Below are 15,499 nucleotides of genomic sequence, written 5' to 3'. Positions count from 1 at the left end.
ACAGCATAACCAAACTCGCCTTAAATTTACATTCCTAATTGCATCAGGCACTCAGCGATTGGTGGATATTCATCCGGCGCGCCTTATCACTGTGCTGGCGGATAGTGAAGTTGAAGCCCGTCTACTGGCTGGCATGTCCTCGCTGATATTCGTTTCCCGTCAAGCATGGGATATCGGTATCGATACTCCTTTCAACTGTAGCGATATGTCTACCGTTCAGGGGGTGAATCATGCGTAACCCAGCCCCCCATGACTATTACACCCATAAGAACGGGGAAGCCGTACAAGTGCTGTCAGTCGCCTTTAATCGCGTGACCTTTGTCCGTGATGGTTATCACACCCCGTGCACCATGCCATTAAGCCGATTCACTAAAGAATACACCTACGCAGGGAGAGCATGATCATGTCTGATATCTATAAACATTTGGTACGCACCAGCTTTAACGACCTGAGCACCGAAGAACTCAAAGATCTGCGCAAAAACTCCGAAGGGGCATTGAGTAGCGTGATGGCGGCAATGTCTGCAATGGGGGAAATGGCTTTCTGGTCAGTTGATAACGAAAACTATGACAATCGTCAGGCAAGGGAGGATTTACGCCGTATCGGTGAAGCCCTGATGTACCTGCCCCGAATTGCCGAAGCCCTGAATGACACGCAGCAAAACGCTCAGTTTGAAATCCATCACCGCGAGGGATTCCCAAAATGGTAAGTCATATTGATATTCGGTCGGTGAAAGCAGCGGCGCAAGGGCAATGGCAAGGTTTGTTGTCTGCTTGTGGGGTGGATGTTCCAGCAAAGGGTAAGCATGGTGCTTGCCCTATCTGTGGCGGTACTGACCGTTTTCACTTCATAGACGATCACGGTAACGGTGACTGGCATTGTCGCCAGTGTGATAACCCGAATCACGGCGATGGCTTTGATTTACTGATGAAGGTCAAAGGTATCACGGTAATTGAAGCGGCTAAGGTGGTTTCTGAGGCGTTGTTGCTTCCCTTACCAGAACCCAAGCCCGCCAGAAAGGAGGCGCTAAAATCAGAGGCTCAACCCATCACCGAGAAAGTTAACAAGCTGGTGGCTCAATCCACTATCGGACAATCCGACTACCTGACTCAAAAGGGGCTGCAATGTCCCAATCAGAAGCTACTGAAAGACGGTTCGTTGTTGCTGGTCATTCAGGCACTGGACGGCACAATCACCGGTGCGCAGGTCATTAAGCCGAGTGGTGAAAAGCGCTTTGTCCCCGGCTCGAAGAAAAAGGGGAGCTTTATCCCCTTATCGCCCGTAATTGGAACGCCGGACACGATCATTATTGCTGAGGGCTATGCAACGGCCTTAACGGTCGACCAATTGCATGAGGGCTTGGTGCTGGCTGCTATTGATGAAGGAAATTTACCGACTGTGGCTAAACAGATCAGAGAGCGGTGGCCAACAGTAAAAATCATTCTGGCGGCTGACAATGATTGGCACTCACCGGAAGAACTGGACGACAAAGGTAAGCCCAAGAAGAACGTCGGCAAGATTGCAGCCGAGAAGACCGCTAAGGCTATTAATGGGTGGGTAGCGTTACCGCCAACAGAGCACAAGGCTGATTGGGACGATTATCGCCAGCATCACGGTATCGAGGCAGCAAAACAGGCATTCAGTGAAGGGTTGTATCAGGTGGGGGAGAATATGTCAGTATCAAAATCAATCGTCATTAATCTGGACGAACACCGGACAAAAGAGCGTGATCCGTTAAAGCCCTTTATTGATGAGCGTAAAAACGGAATTTATTACGTTACGCCAAAGGTGGACAAAGAGAGCGGCGAAATTATCAACCATGAGCAATGGCTCAGTGACTCAATGAAGGTGATCGGGCGCGGTCGTGATGATATTGAATTTTATCTGATTATCCAGTGGGAAGAAGACGGGACAACTTACACTGAGGCAGTGAAAACAGGTGATGTTGGCGCAAATGAAGGCTGGCGACAGCTCAAAGCCGCAGGATTGAATATTGCCACTAAACCTTTTTTACGTCACACGCTATCGGATTGGTTACAACGCTGTGCTAAAAAAACCGACTGGCACATTACCCACTCAACAGGCTGGCAGCATGGGGCTTACATCTTCCCAACGGGCGAGGTGATTGGCACTCCAGAGAAGTCCGTTATCTTTTGTGGCAGAACATCATCAATACGCGGGTATACCGTGGCAGGAACGCCTGAAAGCTGGCGTGACTCAGTAGCCAAATTAGCCAAAGGCAATCCCTTTATGATGCTGTCCATTGCGGCTGCGTTAGCTTCCCCGGTTATCGGTTTATTGCGTGATGATGGCTTTGGGGTTCACTTTTATGACCAGAGCACCGCAGGGAAAACCACCGCGCAAAGCGTCGGCTGTAGTGTCTTTGGTGAGCCGTCTGCCATGCGTTTAACGTGGTTTGCAACTACATTGGGATTGATTAATGAAGCCGCCGCCCATAATAACAACCTGTTACCTCTTGATGAAGTCGGGCAGGGATCATCGGTTAAAGATGTGGCTAATGCGTCTTATGCGCTGTTTAACGGCAAAGGCAAGTTACAAGGGGCAAGAGGTGGCGGCAACCGTGACATTCTCCAGTTTAAAACGATAGCTATCAGTACTGGCGAGGTCGATCTTGATACGTTTGTCAGAAGTGAGGGCAAGCGCATGAAAGCAGGCCAGCTTGTCCGGTTGCTGAATATTCCGTTCAGTAGCCCGACTGTTTTACATGGTTATCAGGATGCCAGAGAACACGCTAAGGCAATCGAAAAAGCCATTGCTGACAATCATGGGGCTATTGGGCGGGTATGGTGTGAATATCTGACTCAGCATCAAAAAGCAACGAGAAACACCATTGAAGAAGCCAAAATCCGCTGGAATGGGTTGATCCCCAAAGGCGCTGGGGCACAACTTCCCCGCGTGGCAGAACGGTTCGCCATCTTAGAGGGGGCACTTATTGCAGCGACGCATCTCACCGGATGGACAGAACAGGAAAGCAGAGACGCAATTCAACACTGCTTTAATGCGTGGGTGGCTGAATTTGGTACTGCCAATAAAGAACACCAACAGATACGGGAACAAACCGAGGCATTTTTAGACCGTTTTGGATTGAGTCGGTATGCACCAGAACCGTACACCTATGATCATGCCACTATTTCTAACCTTGCAGGCTACCGAAAAGATACCAGCGATATCCCCAATAATGCCGGCCTTATCCATTTCTACACATTCCCAGATGTGTTCGAGAATGAGGTATCAGAAACGTTCGATACGAAGATGTTTGCGCGGGTTCTCGCTGAATCAGGGATGCTAAGAAAGGCCGCAAATGGTGGCTTTAAGGTGCAAGGCATGAAGCACAACGGCTCACCCCGTAAGTATTATGTGCTGATGTATTCCACTGATGAAATAGAAGAATAAATTCTCTATACGCGTAAAACTGACCGACAACACCGACAAACCGACAACAGTAATATAAATATCTTATAAATCAATATACTAAAATGTTAAATGTTTGTCGGTACGTTGTCGATTTGTCGTTTTCATTGGCGGACTTAAAACAAAGCACCTGCCAGAAGAAAAACTTTCTTTTTTTGGTAGGCAAAAGGATTCGGATAAATATGAAAGAGTTTATAAGTAGCGTTGTCGGTTTTCGACAACAGGAAGTGATGTTTATCTACATGAAAGATAACAATAATATTGTAATTCTAGCGATATCAAAAAATTGAGCGACAATTAACCGACAACGATTTAACAGTGTATCTAATTGATATTAAATTGTATTTTACCTCATTGTCGGTTTGTCGGTGTTGTCGGTAACTTTTCACTATATATATACAAAAATGGAGAACATATGTTAGATGCAACAACGATTGAAAGACAGGCAGCTAATTCAGCCGCGTACTGGATGGAAAGAGCAGTCAAAGAAATAGATGCTTTGTTCGGTGAGGGGTATGCCAAACAGCACCCAGAGCTTATAGCCGCATTCATGAAGACAGCGGCACGGGATGAATTAGCGATGAACATTCGTGGGATAGCTGAAGCCTTAGAAACTTTCCAAGTAACCCTATTCAGAGAAGTAGAATAATTATATAAGGGGAATATTATGCCGATTACGCAAGAAGATATCAGAGAACACTACGATTATTACGGTATTACGCAGTTAGACGATTTACATACAAGCGAGTACCGCCAGTTGGTCAATGGTCATGCTTTTTTCTTTCAGGATTCAGGTGGTAGTCTGCGCCACACATTTTCTGAGGAAATACTGGCAACCAATAAAGAGCAGTTAGATGTATTGATAGAACAATTACAGGCGTTCAGAGAAATCATGAACGACGCGCCGGATTGGATGAGTGAAAAATAAAAGTAAAGATTTGTAAATATCCCGTCCTCATGTTTCCCCTTGTTTAGACCTCCTATCACGAGGTCTTTTTTATTATTTTTCATGGTGTTAAATAGTGATTGCTGAACCATGTAGGCACGTCCTGACTTCAATTGCTCTGTAGCAAGTCCTCAAAGGCGGTAGTGCTAACCCGCTACCGCTTCCTCAAACCTGCATGACAGCGAACCCTTAACCTACATGCAGAGGCACCATGAAGAAATTACTCGAATTACGCCAGCAAAAAGCCGATTTAACCCAGCAGATGCGTTCTCTTCTCACCAAAGCCGAAGACGAAAAGCGCTCTCTTAATGCCGATGAAGCTAAACAGTTTGACGAGCTGCGCAGTCAGTCCGGTGCCCTGAATGCAGAAATCGCCCGTTATGAGGCTTTATCGGATGAAGAGCGAAATCAGGCCAAGAACCAGCCCGCCAGTAAAACACTCAGCAATGATGAACTGCGTCACTATATCGTGACCGGAGAAACCCGCACCTTGTCTACGAGCGTACCCTCCGAAGGTGGCTATACCGTTATCCCTGAGCTGAATAAACAGATCATGCAGCAACTGGCTGATGAGTCGGTTATGCGCCGGATTTGTACGATTAAGACCACGCGTAGTAATGAGTATAAACAGCTTGTTTCGGTCGGGGGTGCAGCCGTCGCCCACGGGGAAGAAGGCAAGGCACGCAGTGAGACAGCCACACCGACGATGGAAGAAGTCAGCATCAAGCTGTTTCCGATTTATGCCTACCCTAAGACTACCCAAGAAATCATCGATTTTAGCGATGTCGATATTTTAGGCTGGTTAACCTCAGAAATTGCAGATACGTTTGTTGATACCGAAGAAACCGATCTTGTGAGTGGTGACGGCAGCAAGAAAGCGAAAGGCTTCCTGTCTTATCCTCGTGATACCCAAGCCGATAAAGCCCGTGCGTTCGGTACGTTGCAAAAGCTGGAAGTTGCCAAACTGGAAGCCGATAGCCTGATTGACCTGAAATTCCTGCTCAGGAACAAATACCGTAAAAATGCGGTGTGGGTGATGAACTCCACGACGGCTGCCAAAGTGCAGAAGCTGAAAAACGGCAACGGTGATTACATCTGGCGCGAACGTCTGCAAGCAGGTGATCCTGATATGTTACTGGGCTTGCCTGTCCATTATCTCGAATTTATGCCGGATGATGCTATCGGTCTGGGTGACTTCAAACGCGGTTACTTCATCGTTGACCATGATACCGGCACACGCACCCGTCCTGACAATATCACCGAACCGGGGTACTACAAGGTACACACGGATAAATATTTGGGTGGTGGTCTGGTGGATTCCAACGCAATCAAAGTGCTCGAAATCAAAGGCACGAAAGCGGGTTAACGATAAGGGGCACTGCGCCCCTTTGTAGTCTGGAGTCTACCAATGAAAAATGATTTTGAAATCCGCACCGCTTCCCTGTCTGCCAGTGATAAGAAACTGACCGGTTATGTCATTAAGTGGAACAGCCGATCACAAGTTTTGTGGGATGAGTTTGTCGAGCAGTTCGCCCCGAATGCGTTTAGCACCAGCTTAACGGCGGGTACAGATGTCAGGGCGCTTTATGAACATGATCACATGAACCTGTTAGGCCGTACTACGTCTGGTACATTGCAGCTTGCCGAAGATGCCACCGGATTACGCTTTGAGTTAACCCCGCCTGATACCCAATTAGGGCGTGATGTACTGGCACTAGTTGAACGGGGTGATATTTCCGGTATGTCTTTTGGCTTTCGAGCTATCAAAGATCAGTGGGATGTGGGTCAGGAGCCTTATCTGAGAACCGTTTTAGAAGCGGAACTACGGGAAATCACTGTCACCAGTTTACCCGCCTACCCTGAAAGCGGTGTTGAGATTGCCAAGCGTTCGCTGAATAGGGTTAAGCCTAACAATGTTGATTTGCGTCATTACTGGCTGCAACTGTCCGAGGTGTAACTATGTGGCCTTTTAAGCGTAAAGCCGCTGAGACTCGCAGTGTCAGTATTGATGAGTTTCTTTCTCTGGCAGGTATATCTAACACCAAATCAGGCGAGCATGTTTCACCGTCTACAGCCGAAGGCTTACCCGCCGTGATGAATGCTGTCACGGTGATTAGTGAAGCCGTGGCGACCATGCCTTGCTATCTCTATCGGGTTCAGCACCAGAACGGCAAGGAGTCCCGCGAATGGCTCAGTGATCACCCCGTGGATTATTTGCTCAATGAATACCCGAATGACTGCCAGACGCCTTTTCAGTTTAAGCGAACCCTGATGCGTCATTGCTTACTCAATGGTAATGCGTATGCAGTCATAGTCTGGGGAAAAGACGGACAGCCACAATCGTTGCACCCTTACCCACCGTCAGCGGTTGTGCCGCAACGATTATCGGATCACCGCTTTGCTTACACCATTACCGAACCTTATAGCGGCAAGGTCAAAACCTACCTACAAGAAGAAGTATTGCATTTGCGTTATGCCACCGAAGATGGCTTTTTGGGGCGTTCGCCAGTCACCATCTGCCGTGAAACACTGGGTTTGGGGCTGGCACAACAGCGCCACGGTGCCAGCATAATGAAAGAGGGCATGATGGCAGCGGGCGTGATTAAAGCCGCTGACTGGCTGGATGGCATCAAGGGCAATAAGGCACTGGAAGCCCTCGAACGTTATAAGGGCGCTCGCAATGCAGGGAAAACGCCCATTCTTGAGGGGGGGATGGAATACCAACAGTTAGGCATGAGCAACCAAGATGCGGAATGGCTGGCCTCTCGTCGCTTCACGATTGAAGATATTGCCCGTATGTTCAATGTCAGCCCGATCTTCCTGCAAGAGTATTCGAACAGTACCTACAGTAATTTTAGCGAAGCATCACGCGCTTTTCTGACGATCACCATGCGCCCGTGGCTGGCTAACTTTGAGCAGCAAATCAAGTCCGCCTTGCTGATGAACTCACCAAAACGAGGCATTCGCTACCAAGTTGAATTTGACACAGCCGATCTACTGCGAGCCAATCCGAAAGAACGCTTTCAGAGCTACGAGACGGCGATTAAATCCGGTGTGATGTGCCCGAATGAAGCCCGTGAACGCGAGGGATTATCCCCCCGTGATGGTGGCGATGAGTTTAGCCAGGCATGGAAGCAAGAGGTCAGTATTAAAAAAACAGAGGTGAAAGATGAGTAACCCTCTCATAACATTGGACGAAATCAAACAACATTGCCGGATAGATGAAAGTGATACGTTAGAAGATACCTTACTTCAAGGTTATGCCAATGCTGCCTTAGAAGTCTGCCAGCAACATATCGGCAAGCGCTTTGATGATGGCTTGGTATTCAGTCCGGCGATCAAAGTTGGCTGTTTACTTTATATCGGTTTACTGTATGAAACTCGTTCGATGGTGGCAGATAAGGAACTGAAAGAAATCCCGTTCACCATCAAATCATTATGGTCTGTCTATCGTGATGTAGGAGTCTACTGATGCCGTGGCAACCGTTAAAGCGCTGTAGCTATCCCAATTGCCGTGAGCGGGTCAAGTCTGGTCGCTGTGAGCAGCACAAACGGGAAGCTAGACGACAACAGGACAGTAAACGAGGCTCAAGGCGTGAGCGAGGTTATACCCCTGCATGGGATAAATACCGTCTGCAATTCCTTAAGTCCAATCCGCTGTGTGTGCATTGTTTCAAGGTAGGTGTGTATGCCCCAGCGACGATTGTGGATCATATCATACCCATTGACGGTGGTAGTGATGTGCTGTTTTGGCCTGACTTCAATCACCAGCCGCTATGTAATAGCTGCCACAGTCGAAAGACCGTGACCACTGACCCAACAACGAAACAGCGGCGTAAGAATGGGGAATATCGGGAACTGGAAGCAAAGGCAGCCCAGCGCAATAACTGGATTCATGAGTATAACCAAGATGCGTGAAGATGAAGTGGATCAACTCCTTAAAGGGTTACTCAAGCACAGTGAACCTTACCGACAACAAAATCAGATTGCGCCTGAGAAACCCACAGCGAGGCGCAAGACACAGCGTGATAGGGAGCTAATGGAATGCTTCCGAAATCGCTAGAGAAGCACTCAGAAGGGGGTGGGGTGTCAAAAATGACAAACGCCCTGCCTCATGGCACCACCCGCCCCCTCGAATTTTTATGCACGGCACTTTTTTCAATAGCAGTAACTTCATAGGAAACAATAGATTATGGCAAGAGCACCCAAACCCCCCGTTTATTTAAATGAGATTGCCGCCGAGCAATGGAAATCAAAAGCCAAAATCCTCAACGAACGGGAAGATCTCAGCCCAGCAGACTGGAACAACTTAGAACTCTATTGCGTTAACTATGCGATTTACCGTAAAGCCGTTGAAGACATTGAAGTGCGCGGGTTCGCAGTGGAAGGTTCACGCGGTGCAGCGACCAGTAACCCCTCACTGAAAGCGAAAGCCGATGCGGAAAAAATCATGATAAAAATGTCGTCATTGCTGGGCTTTGATCCGGTTTCCCGCCGCCGAAATCCGGTAGAAAGCGATGAACCCGACGATTTAGATGTGCTGATGGCCTGAGTGATACCCCGATGAACGCATGGGAACAGTACGCTTTTGATATCAAAAACGGCAATATTCCGGCCTGTAAACGGGTAAAACAGGCCGTGAAACGCTACTTTAACGACCTGAATAACCCGCTTTATATGTTCGATACCGAAGTTGTAGAACGTTTTGTGGGCTTTTCCCGTCTCTGCCCGCACGTCAAAGGCCACTTGCGCGGTAAGCCGATTATGCTTGAACCGTGGCAACAGTTCGCCTTTGCGAATCTGTTCGGCTTCAAGGTTAAGGCCACCGGTCGCCGGAAATACCGCAGTGCTTATATTCAGGTGCCGCGCAAAAATGCCAAATCCACGGTAGCCGCGATACTGGCTAACTGGTTTCTGGTGATGGAGAACGGGCAGCAGGATATTTACACCGCCGCCGTGAGTCGGGATCAGGCGCGTATTGTGTTTGATGATGCCCGCCAGATGTGCCTGCTTTCAAAACCACTCAAGAAGCGGGTATCTATCCAGCAACACAAAGTGACTTATACCAAGAGCAACAGCCTGTTAAAACCGTTGGCAGCCAAAGCCGCCACGATTGAGGGTACTAACCCCAGCCTTGCTATTGTCGATGAGTATCATTTGCACCCCGATAACGCGGTTTACTCTGCCCTTGAATTGGGGATGGGCGCCCGTCCCGAAGGCATTCTGTTTGCCATTACTACGGCAGGCAGTAACGTGATATCCGCCTGTAAACAGCACTATGATTATTGCTGTCAGATATTGGAGGGTGAAGAACAAAATGAATCCCTGTTTGCCCTGATCTACGAACTGGACGACGAGAACGAGATTGATGATGAAGCCCTCTGGATAAAGGCTAATCCTAACCTGAATGTTTCCGTAGACAGTGATGCTTTGCACGACACAATCCAGAAAGCACGAGGCATTCCCTCGCAATGGACTGAGATGCTCACCAAACGCTTTAATATCTGGTGTCAGGGTGAAACGCCGTGGATGGGTGAAGGCGCATGGAAAGACTGCCAGTCAGACTATGACGAAAACGACCTCAAAGGCTTGGAATGCTACGCTGGATTAGATTTATCTTCAACGGGGGATATCACCAGTATCTGTTACACGTTCCCCGTGGATAACGAACTGTTATTACTGACCCGCCATTACTTGCCGGAAGCCCAGCTACAGAACCCTGCTAATAAGAATCGGGCAGTGTATCGCCAATGGGCACAAATGGGCTGGATACGTACCACGACCGGCGATTGTATTGATTATGACCGTATCCGTGATGACATTCTCAAGGATAGCCAGCACTTTGATATCAAACTGGTGGGCTTTGACACATGGAACGCCACACACTTACGCACACAACTACAGGGTGCAGGGCTGGATGTTGAGCCGTTCCCGCAAACCTACATGCGGTATAGTCCCGTAGCTAAATCCGCCGAAGTCTTTGTTAACCGCAAAATCATTCGTCACAATGGCGATCCGGTTCTCGCATGGGCGATGTCTAATGTCGTAATGGAGACAGACGCGAACGCCAATATCAAGCCGAACAAGAAGAAGTCCGCGAATAAAATAGACCCTGCAATTGCGTTTCTGATGAGTTTTGGTACATGGCAGGCAGAGCATGAAGAGTTTGCTTTTAGTCTCAATGAGGAGCAGAAGCAGCGGCTGGCTGACTTTGACGGTATTTAGATAACTTGTTGATTTTGCTTATTTCCCGCACGATGCGGGAATTCTGGTTTTGTGACAGAATTAAGTGAAATCAAAGGGTTAAATGGGCTTGAAAATCCCAATTAGCGTAACCCATTGATATCTAATCAGACGCCATATTTGGCGTCTGGTCATAGTGTAACTGACCCAATTATTTTGGGTTACCTGTCTCGTGGCAAGAAACAAGAACTACATCTCTTTAAGAGTGTTAGTTATAGATCACTCAATAGATTGAACTGCCCCTCTTTAAGAGGTTCAGTTTGTCCCGACGAAATTCGTCGATGCAAAATCCAATATCCGATAATCGGACTTTGGGTGTCACTGACAGTTAGTCAGTCGCAAATGGTCTTGAGCGTAACCGATAGTTACTCACAATTTGAGCGTCAGTCTGGCTGACTCACAGAATTTGTACAACTCATTAAGAGGTGCGCACAAAAGAGTTATACGAAAACAGATGGTTAAGTTGTTTTGTCCAGTACGTTATGTCCAAGTAATTCATTGAAATACAGTGAATTTACTGCGGTTGTCCAGCACATAAATTAACCATTACGGAAATCATGATAGGGTGGTCAAAGTGACCCCCTCGGAAGAATCAAGGAGTTACCTAACTATGGTGAAGATCACCACGGTTGCTACTTCTCCTCAAAGTGAGGATGAACGAGAATATCAATGAGTTATAAATAACTCAGGTGGGTTTGAGTTTAAGCCGTCCAGCACAAGGTTACTTAATGTAACCCAGTACGTATTATGTTCGCAGTTATTTAAGTTATTGATTATTATCATGATTTAAATCCCAACCATCTATAGGCGGTGGAACATGGCACGAAGACAGAAGAAGAATGCACCCTCGATAGTCGCTACGATCACAGGCAAGATTACCGTTCCCCCCAAGCGTATCAAGTGCCAGACGGGTAAGGTGATGGCAGTCGCTACTATGCAAGCACAGAGCGAGAAACGCAGTGATTACCCGCTGCGTGTCGTGGGCTTTGATGAGATGGCACTATCGGTGATGTTGTTACAGAAAGGCCAGGTGATCACAGTGACGGGAAAGGCTTCTTACTGGCAGGGGTATCAGTTAACTGCTTCCTCAATCACTTAATAGGTTCCGACGAAATTCGGCGCAACCTCTTCACAAGGTTGGTGCGTTTAGCGTACTGACCTCATTTCACTCTATCCCTTCATAAAATTACTGTGTATTGCAATGTGCATTGCAGACAGCAAATAAAATACCAATAAAAACAATTAAAATCGTTATAAATCAATTAAATAATAAGAATTTGCAATTTCTTCACCAAGCATATAAACTTTGTAAATGACATGGGATTACATGTGCTCATGTTGTTTATAATTTCATGAAAAACAAAAATAAATCCATTTTTTGTGTTTTCATTCGTTTTGGTGTTTGTGGATTGTTGCACCTCTCTGCGTATTGCAATGTGTATTGCAAAATGAAAAGGTTTAGTAGATGGCTGTAAACAAGCTCAGTGATAAAAAGCTCAAATCCTTGTACGGTAAACCTGTTGAAAAACAGCAGACGATAGCGGACGGGAACGGGTTATCAATCAGATTAAGTAAACAAGGGACAATCAGCTTTGTTTTCTTCTACCGCCTGTATGGGCGTGAAAGTGCGCCGATATGGTTAACATTGGGTAAATACCCCGATTTAAGCCTTAAAGTTGCAAGAGAGCAAAGAGATAAATGCAGGGCATGGTTAGCTAAAGGGAAAGATCCACGAATACAAATAAAAATAATAAAAGAAGATACGTTAAAACCTGTCACCGTGAAAGATGCCATAGAATATTGGCTCAATAATTATGCCACCAATAAACGAAAAGCAGCAATCTATATTAGAGGTTGTTTTTCTAAACATATTTACTCAGAGATTGGAAATATTCCATTAAATGAATGCACATTATCAATGTGGATTAGATGCTTTGATAAAATTAAAGAGAATGCACCAGTGCAAGCGGGATCTCTTTTGAAAATCTCACAACAGGCATTGAAATTTTGCCGAGTAAGAAAATATGCAATTAGCCATGAGATAGATGATTTGGATGTTGGTGATGTGGGTGAAAAAGCTAATAGAAGAGACAGAGTGTTAACTAATGATGAATTACGTGATGTATGGCTCTATATAAATAAAGAATATGATAACCACATTATGTCTCACGAAAACAGAATTATTCTTCGGTTTTTAATCGTTTTTGGGTGTAGGCTTTCCGAAATACGTCTATCGAAATGGGATGAATGGGATTTTTCAAACAATATATGGAGAGTGCCGCCAGAGCACAGTAAAAATGGCAGGGAAATAATCAGACCGATCCCCAGTAATTTTAAAAACTGGTTGTTGTTATTGAACCAATCAACAAAAAAGAGAGAATATGTCATTGGCTTTGATGTCAAACAATGTACGGCAAGTGTGACTATTGCGAAAATATGGAAAAGATTAAACCACAAAGAAAAGTGGACAGCGCACGATATACGAAGAGTGTTTGCTACCATACTCAGTGATAACGGATTTGAACATAACGTGGTTGAACAACTATTAGGCCATTCACTCAATGGAGTCTCTGGAATATATAATCGAAGTCAATATATTGAACAAAAAAGAAATGCACTCTACTGGTGGGTGAATTATTTAGACTCTTTAATTGAGGAGGAAATAGAAAATGATACATATATTCACTCGTGAAGAATTAGAATATTCAGATGAACTTGATAGACTAATTAGAGAAGAAGAGTGTGAATGGTTAACCTCATTAGGAAGAAGACACAGGTCATATCTTGAAAAAAATGGCAAGTTTCCTTTAAAAATAACGATAGGTCCACAAACTAAAGTTTATCGATTGTCTGAAATTCAGGCATGGATAAAAGGCACTTGGAAGCCAGAATAAAATTAAACATCATTTAAATTAATAATAACCTCGCTCGCGGGGTTTTTGTTTTTGGAGAATATAAAAATATGGCAATGAAGTTTACATCACCGACACCACAAGAACGACAATCAATTTTAAATGAGTATGGCGAGAAATATGATCGTCGAATCAGGGAAAAAGAATGTGAGCATCTTTCCAGTTTATCGCGTTCTCGTCGTTGGGTATTAGAGGAAGAAGGTAAATTTCCTAAACGCGTTCCATTGGGGCGTAATTCCGTCTCATGGTTATTAAGTGATGTTTTGTGGTGGGTACGTAATCCTCCAACAGTAGAGAACGTAAATAACCCCTATAGCCGAAAATCAAATTAATTAAGACAGGGTAGAAATATGACATCTAAAAATATGGCCTTAAATGGTCAGGGACTTGCTCACACTGAAAACAGCCAAGAGCTTATTTTGGTTCAGCATAGAACTGAATCGAGAATTGATTCACGCCTGTTTGCTAAGCGCATCGGAATTCAGCATAAGAGCCTTTATGAATTAATTAGGAAGAACACTAAGAATTTAAGGCAGTTTGGAATCCTTCCGTTTCAAACGGAGCGATTAAATACTGAGCAACTTGGTGAACGTAAGCATAAATACGCCTTGCTCAATGAAGACCAGTTCGACTTTATGTGCCGACTTATTAGAGGGCGTGATCATGATCTGATGGTTCAGTTTAAGCTGGATGTAACAAAAGCCTTTGCTAAGAAGCGAGCTGCTGAACCTATACGTCGTGAATATCTGCCTAACTATCATGAATCCCGTGATGCTTTACGTGATCTGGGCGCAGAACGTCACCATTACATCAACCTTGCTCGTACTGAGAATCGCTTTGCGGGTTTACTGGATGGTGAACGCCAGAACGCAGATGAGCAACAGTTAGGATTACTTGTCTGTATTCAGAAGATTGAACAGGCTGCTTTTCAAGATGCAAGGAATGCAGGGCAATCACCAACACAAGCACTGAGGGAAGTAAGCCGCCGTATTGAGCTGTTCGCAACACTAATGAACCCTACAGGGCGCATTGGAGGCTAATTTGATGAGCGGTCATAAAGCACTCTCTGTTCCCCCGAAACGGGGAATCAAAGACCAAATATTGAACAATTAACCTCAAGTCGGGGAAAAATTAACTATAGGAATTCCTTTAGTTTAAGGAGTCCCGTTACCGAGGTCATTAACTCAGTGACCTCGAAGAATACCGTAGTCCTCACTTTGGCTGGTCACTCAGAGAAACTTTTCGCTCAGTTCCAATCGGAGAAATATTTCGCTGATGGTATGCGAATATTTTCGGACACCTCAGTAACTCATTGATTTCCCCGCTGACCGTCAGATTGGCGTTTGGTCGTAGTTTGGGAGGCTCCCCGATTATTTCGGGGTGGCTGCTTAACCCATTGATATCTAATCGCACTGCAAATATGCAGTCTGGTCATAATATGCGCGTATCATTTAGCGACGCGCAAACTTTGCAGTCATCATTTAGTGGAGTGCAAAAAGAAAAGGATAGCACGGCGAATGCTACCCTTTGGGATCACGCGTCTTTGCGTCATGAGATAAATCAATTGGTTAACTACTATGATTATTTCGAGTCAGTCAACCAAGTGAAAGATATTCATTCGGTTAACCACCGGACTTATTGTCGTCGGTTAGTTATTGTTCAATGCCGCGAGATTGCAACTCTTTACGGATAATTCTCTTTATCCATGCAGATACAGAAGCGTCACCATCTTGGGCTAACGCTGCTTTTATTCCTTGCTCAAGGATGGTTCTACTCTTAACGCGATTTGCTTATTTCCCTTTCCTGATATTTTAATGGTTGACACTTGGTTTACTCCTGTTTATATTGGACTTATACATCAAGTGTATGACAAGTGTAGACCAAAAACAACAACGCCCCGAAGTGCTACAACACTATCGAGGCGTCTAACCAAAAACGTAAAGGAGTCTTACGCTATGGATACCCC

General features: G+C 45.6%; 19 protein-coding genes and 1 pseudogene. All 20 read left to right on the top strand.

From position 1 onward, the window contains the following. Positions 1-238 (top strand): annotated as a pseudogene (locus Xish_RS15775) (hypothetical protein); the annotation flags it as partial. Next, complete coding sequence (locus Xish_RS15770) at positions 231-401, top strand: DUF4222 domain-containing protein (protein WP_099118793.1); 171 nt, start codon at positions 231-233, stop codon at positions 399-401. The pseudogene Xish_RS15775 and the gene Xish_RS15770, both read left to right, overlap by 8 nt. A gap of 2 nt (positions 402-403) precedes the next feature. Continuing rightward, positions 404-709: a hypothetical protein gene (locus Xish_RS15765; protein WP_099118608.1), complete on the top strand. Its 306-nt coding sequence runs from the start codon at positions 404-406 to the stop codon at positions 707-709. After that, positions 703-3,414: a DUF927 domain-containing protein gene (locus tag Xish_RS15760; RefSeq protein ID WP_099116164.1), complete on the top strand. Its 2,712-nt coding sequence runs from the start codon at positions 703-705 to the stop codon at positions 3,412-3,414. The genes Xish_RS15765 and Xish_RS15760 overlap by 7 nt, the downstream gene beginning before the upstream one ends. 433 nt (positions 3,415-3,847) lie before the next feature. Continuing rightward, the gene (locus Xish_RS15755; protein WP_099116163.1) at positions 3,848-4,081 is read left to right on the top strand and encodes a hypothetical protein; all 234 of its coding nucleotides are present in this window, start codon (positions 3,848-3,850) and stop codon (positions 4,079-4,081) included. A gap of 18 nt (positions 4,082-4,099) precedes the next feature. Beyond that, entirely contained in the window at positions 4,100-4,360 is a 261-nt protein-coding gene (locus tag Xish_RS15750; RefSeq protein WP_099116162.1) for a hypothetical protein, read from the top strand. A gap of 229 nt (positions 4,361-4,589) precedes the next feature. Continuing rightward, the gene (locus tag Xish_RS15745) at positions 4,590-5,744 is read left to right on the top strand and encodes a phage major capsid protein (RefSeq protein WP_099116161.1); all 1,155 of its coding nucleotides are present in this window, start codon (positions 4,590-4,592) and stop codon (positions 5,742-5,744) included. A 42-nt stretch (positions 5,745-5,786) separates the two neighbouring features. Further along, positions 5,787-6,335: an HK97 family phage prohead protease gene (locus Xish_RS15740; RefSeq protein ID WP_099116160.1), complete on the top strand. Its 549-nt coding sequence runs from the start codon at positions 5,787-5,789 to the stop codon at positions 6,333-6,335. Positions 6,336-6,337: 2 nt separating this feature from the next. Next, the gene (locus Xish_RS15735; protein WP_099118792.1) at positions 6,338-7,555 is read left to right on the top strand and encodes a phage portal protein; all 1,218 of its coding nucleotides are present in this window, start codon (positions 6,338-6,340) and stop codon (positions 7,553-7,555) included. After that, a complete protein-coding gene (locus Xish_RS15730; protein WP_099116159.1) occupies positions 7,548-7,850 on the top strand; it encodes a head-tail connector protein in 303 nt (100 codons plus the stop codon). The genes Xish_RS15735 and Xish_RS15730 overlap by 8 nt, the downstream gene beginning before the upstream one ends. Next, positions 7,850-8,296: an HNH endonuclease gene (locus tag Xish_RS15725; protein WP_099116158.1), complete on the top strand. Its 447-nt coding sequence runs from the start codon at positions 7,850-7,852 to the stop codon at positions 8,294-8,296. The genes Xish_RS15730 and Xish_RS15725 overlap by 1 nt, the downstream gene beginning before the upstream one ends. Then, complete coding sequence (locus tag Xish_RS18700) at positions 8,274-8,441, top strand: hypothetical protein (protein WP_167383186.1); 168 nt, start codon at positions 8,274-8,276, stop codon at positions 8,439-8,441. The genes Xish_RS15725 and Xish_RS18700 overlap by 23 nt, the downstream gene beginning before the upstream one ends. A 129-nt stretch (positions 8,442-8,570) precedes the next feature. Beyond that, positions 8,571-8,930 (top strand): phage terminase small subunit P27 family, encoded by a 360-nt coding sequence (locus Xish_RS15715; protein WP_099116156.1) that lies wholly within the window; start codon positions 8,571-8,573, stop codon positions 8,928-8,930. A gap of 11 nt (positions 8,931-8,941) precedes the next feature. After that, a complete protein-coding gene (locus tag Xish_RS15710) occupies positions 8,942-10,603 on the top strand; it encodes a terminase large subunit (RefSeq protein WP_099118797.1) in 1,662 nt (553 codons plus the stop codon). A gap of 835 nt (positions 10,604-11,438) precedes the next feature. Further along, positions 11,439-11,720, top strand: coding sequence for a hypothetical protein (locus Xish_RS15705; protein WP_099118795.1), 282 nt, complete (start codon positions 11,439-11,441; stop codon positions 11,718-11,720). A 366-nt stretch (positions 11,721-12,086) separates the two neighbouring features. Beyond that, positions 12,087-13,313, top strand: a complete 1,227-nt coding sequence (locus tag Xish_RS15700; protein ID WP_099118794.1) for a tyrosine-type recombinase/integrase — start codon at positions 12,087-12,089, stop codon at positions 13,311-13,313. Then, a complete protein-coding gene (locus Xish_RS15695; protein WP_099116170.1) occupies positions 13,291-13,515 on the top strand; it encodes a helix-turn-helix transcriptional regulator in 225 nt (74 codons plus the stop codon). Before Xish_RS15700 ends, Xish_RS15695 begins: the two co-directional genes overlap by 23 nt. A 68-nt stretch (positions 13,516-13,583) precedes the next feature. Further along, positions 13,584-13,865, top strand: coding sequence for a helix-turn-helix transcriptional regulator (locus Xish_RS15690; RefSeq protein ID WP_099116169.1), 282 nt, complete (start codon positions 13,584-13,586; stop codon positions 13,863-13,865). 18 nt (positions 13,866-13,883) lie between these two features. Then, positions 13,884-14,573: a Rha family transcriptional regulator gene (locus Xish_RS15685; protein WP_099116168.1), complete on the top strand. Its 690-nt coding sequence runs from the start codon at positions 13,884-13,886 to the stop codon at positions 14,571-14,573. Between the two features lie 272 nt (positions 14,574-14,845). After that, complete coding sequence (locus Xish_RS15680) at positions 14,846-15,226, top strand: hypothetical protein (protein WP_099118796.1); 381 nt, start codon at positions 14,846-14,848, stop codon at positions 15,224-15,226. Positions 15,227-15,499: the final 273 nt, after the last annotated feature.

The sequence above is a fragment of the Xenorhabdus ishibashii genome (assembly GCF_002632755.1).
Lineage (GTDB): Bacteria > Pseudomonadota > Gammaproteobacteria > Enterobacterales > Enterobacteriaceae > Xenorhabdus > Xenorhabdus ishibashii.
The sequence above is the reverse complement of the archived record's forward strand: the minus strand, read 5'-3'. Positions and strand labels throughout refer to the sequence as shown.

Excerpts from the sequence above, each read along its gene's own strand:
- Xish_RS15700 (WP_099118794.1), top strand. The coding sequence starts at position 12,087 with ATGGCTGTAAACAAGCTCAGTGATAAAAAGCTCAAATCCTTGTACGGT.
- Xish_RS15750 (WP_099116162.1), top strand. The coding sequence starts at position 4,100 with ATGCCGATTACGCAAGAAGATATCAGAGAACACTACGATTATTACGGT.
- Xish_RS15710 (WP_099118797.1), top strand. The coding sequence starts at position 8,942 with ATGAACGCATGGGAACAGTACGCTTTTGATATCAAAAACGGCAATATT.
- Xish_RS15715 (WP_099116156.1), top strand. The coding sequence starts at position 8,571 with ATGGCAAGAGCACCCAAACCCCCCGTTTATTTAAATGAGATTGCCGCC.
- Xish_RS15745 (WP_099116161.1), top strand. The coding sequence starts at position 4,590 with ATGAAGAAATTACTCGAATTACGCCAGCAAAAAGCCGATTTAACCCAG.
- Xish_RS15755 (WP_099116163.1), top strand. The coding sequence starts at position 3,848 with ATGTTAGATGCAACAACGATTGAAAGACAGGCAGCTAATTCAGCCGCG.
- Xish_RS15705 (WP_099118795.1), top strand. The coding sequence starts at position 11,439 with ATGGCACGAAGACAGAAGAAGAATGCACCCTCGATAGTCGCTACGATC.
- Xish_RS15730 (WP_099116159.1), top strand. The coding sequence starts at position 7,548 with ATGAGTAACCCTCTCATAACATTGGACGAAATCAAACAACATTGCCGG.
- Xish_RS15690 (WP_099116169.1), top strand. The coding sequence starts at position 13,584 with ATGGCAATGAAGTTTACATCACCGACACCACAAGAACGACAATCAATT.
- Xish_RS15740 (WP_099116160.1), top strand. The coding sequence starts at position 5,787 with ATGAAAAATGATTTTGAAATCCGCACCGCTTCCCTGTCTGCCAGTGAT.
- Xish_RS18700 (WP_167383186.1), top strand. The coding sequence starts at position 8,274 with ATGAGTATAACCAAGATGCGTGAAGATGAAGTGGATCAACTCCTTAAA.
- Xish_RS15685 (WP_099116168.1), top strand. The coding sequence starts at position 13,884 with ATGACATCTAAAAATATGGCCTTAAATGGTCAGGGACTTGCTCACACT.
- Xish_RS15695 (WP_099116170.1), top strand. The coding sequence starts at position 13,291 with ATGATACATATATTCACTCGTGAAGAATTAGAATATTCAGATGAACTT.
- Xish_RS15735 (WP_099118792.1), top strand. The coding sequence starts at position 6,338 with ATGTGGCCTTTTAAGCGTAAAGCCGCTGAGACTCGCAGTGTCAGTATT.
- Xish_RS15725 (WP_099116158.1), top strand. The coding sequence starts at position 7,850 with ATGCCGTGGCAACCGTTAAAGCGCTGTAGCTATCCCAATTGCCGTGAG.
- Xish_RS15770 (WP_099118793.1), top strand. The coding sequence starts at position 231 with ATGCGTAACCCAGCCCCCCATGACTATTACACCCATAAGAACGGGGAA.
- Xish_RS15760 (WP_099116164.1), top strand. The coding sequence starts at position 703 with ATGGTAAGTCATATTGATATTCGGTCGGTGAAAGCAGCGGCGCAAGGG.
- Xish_RS15765 (WP_099118608.1), top strand. The coding sequence starts at position 404 with ATGTCTGATATCTATAAACATTTGGTACGCACCAGCTTTAACGACCTG.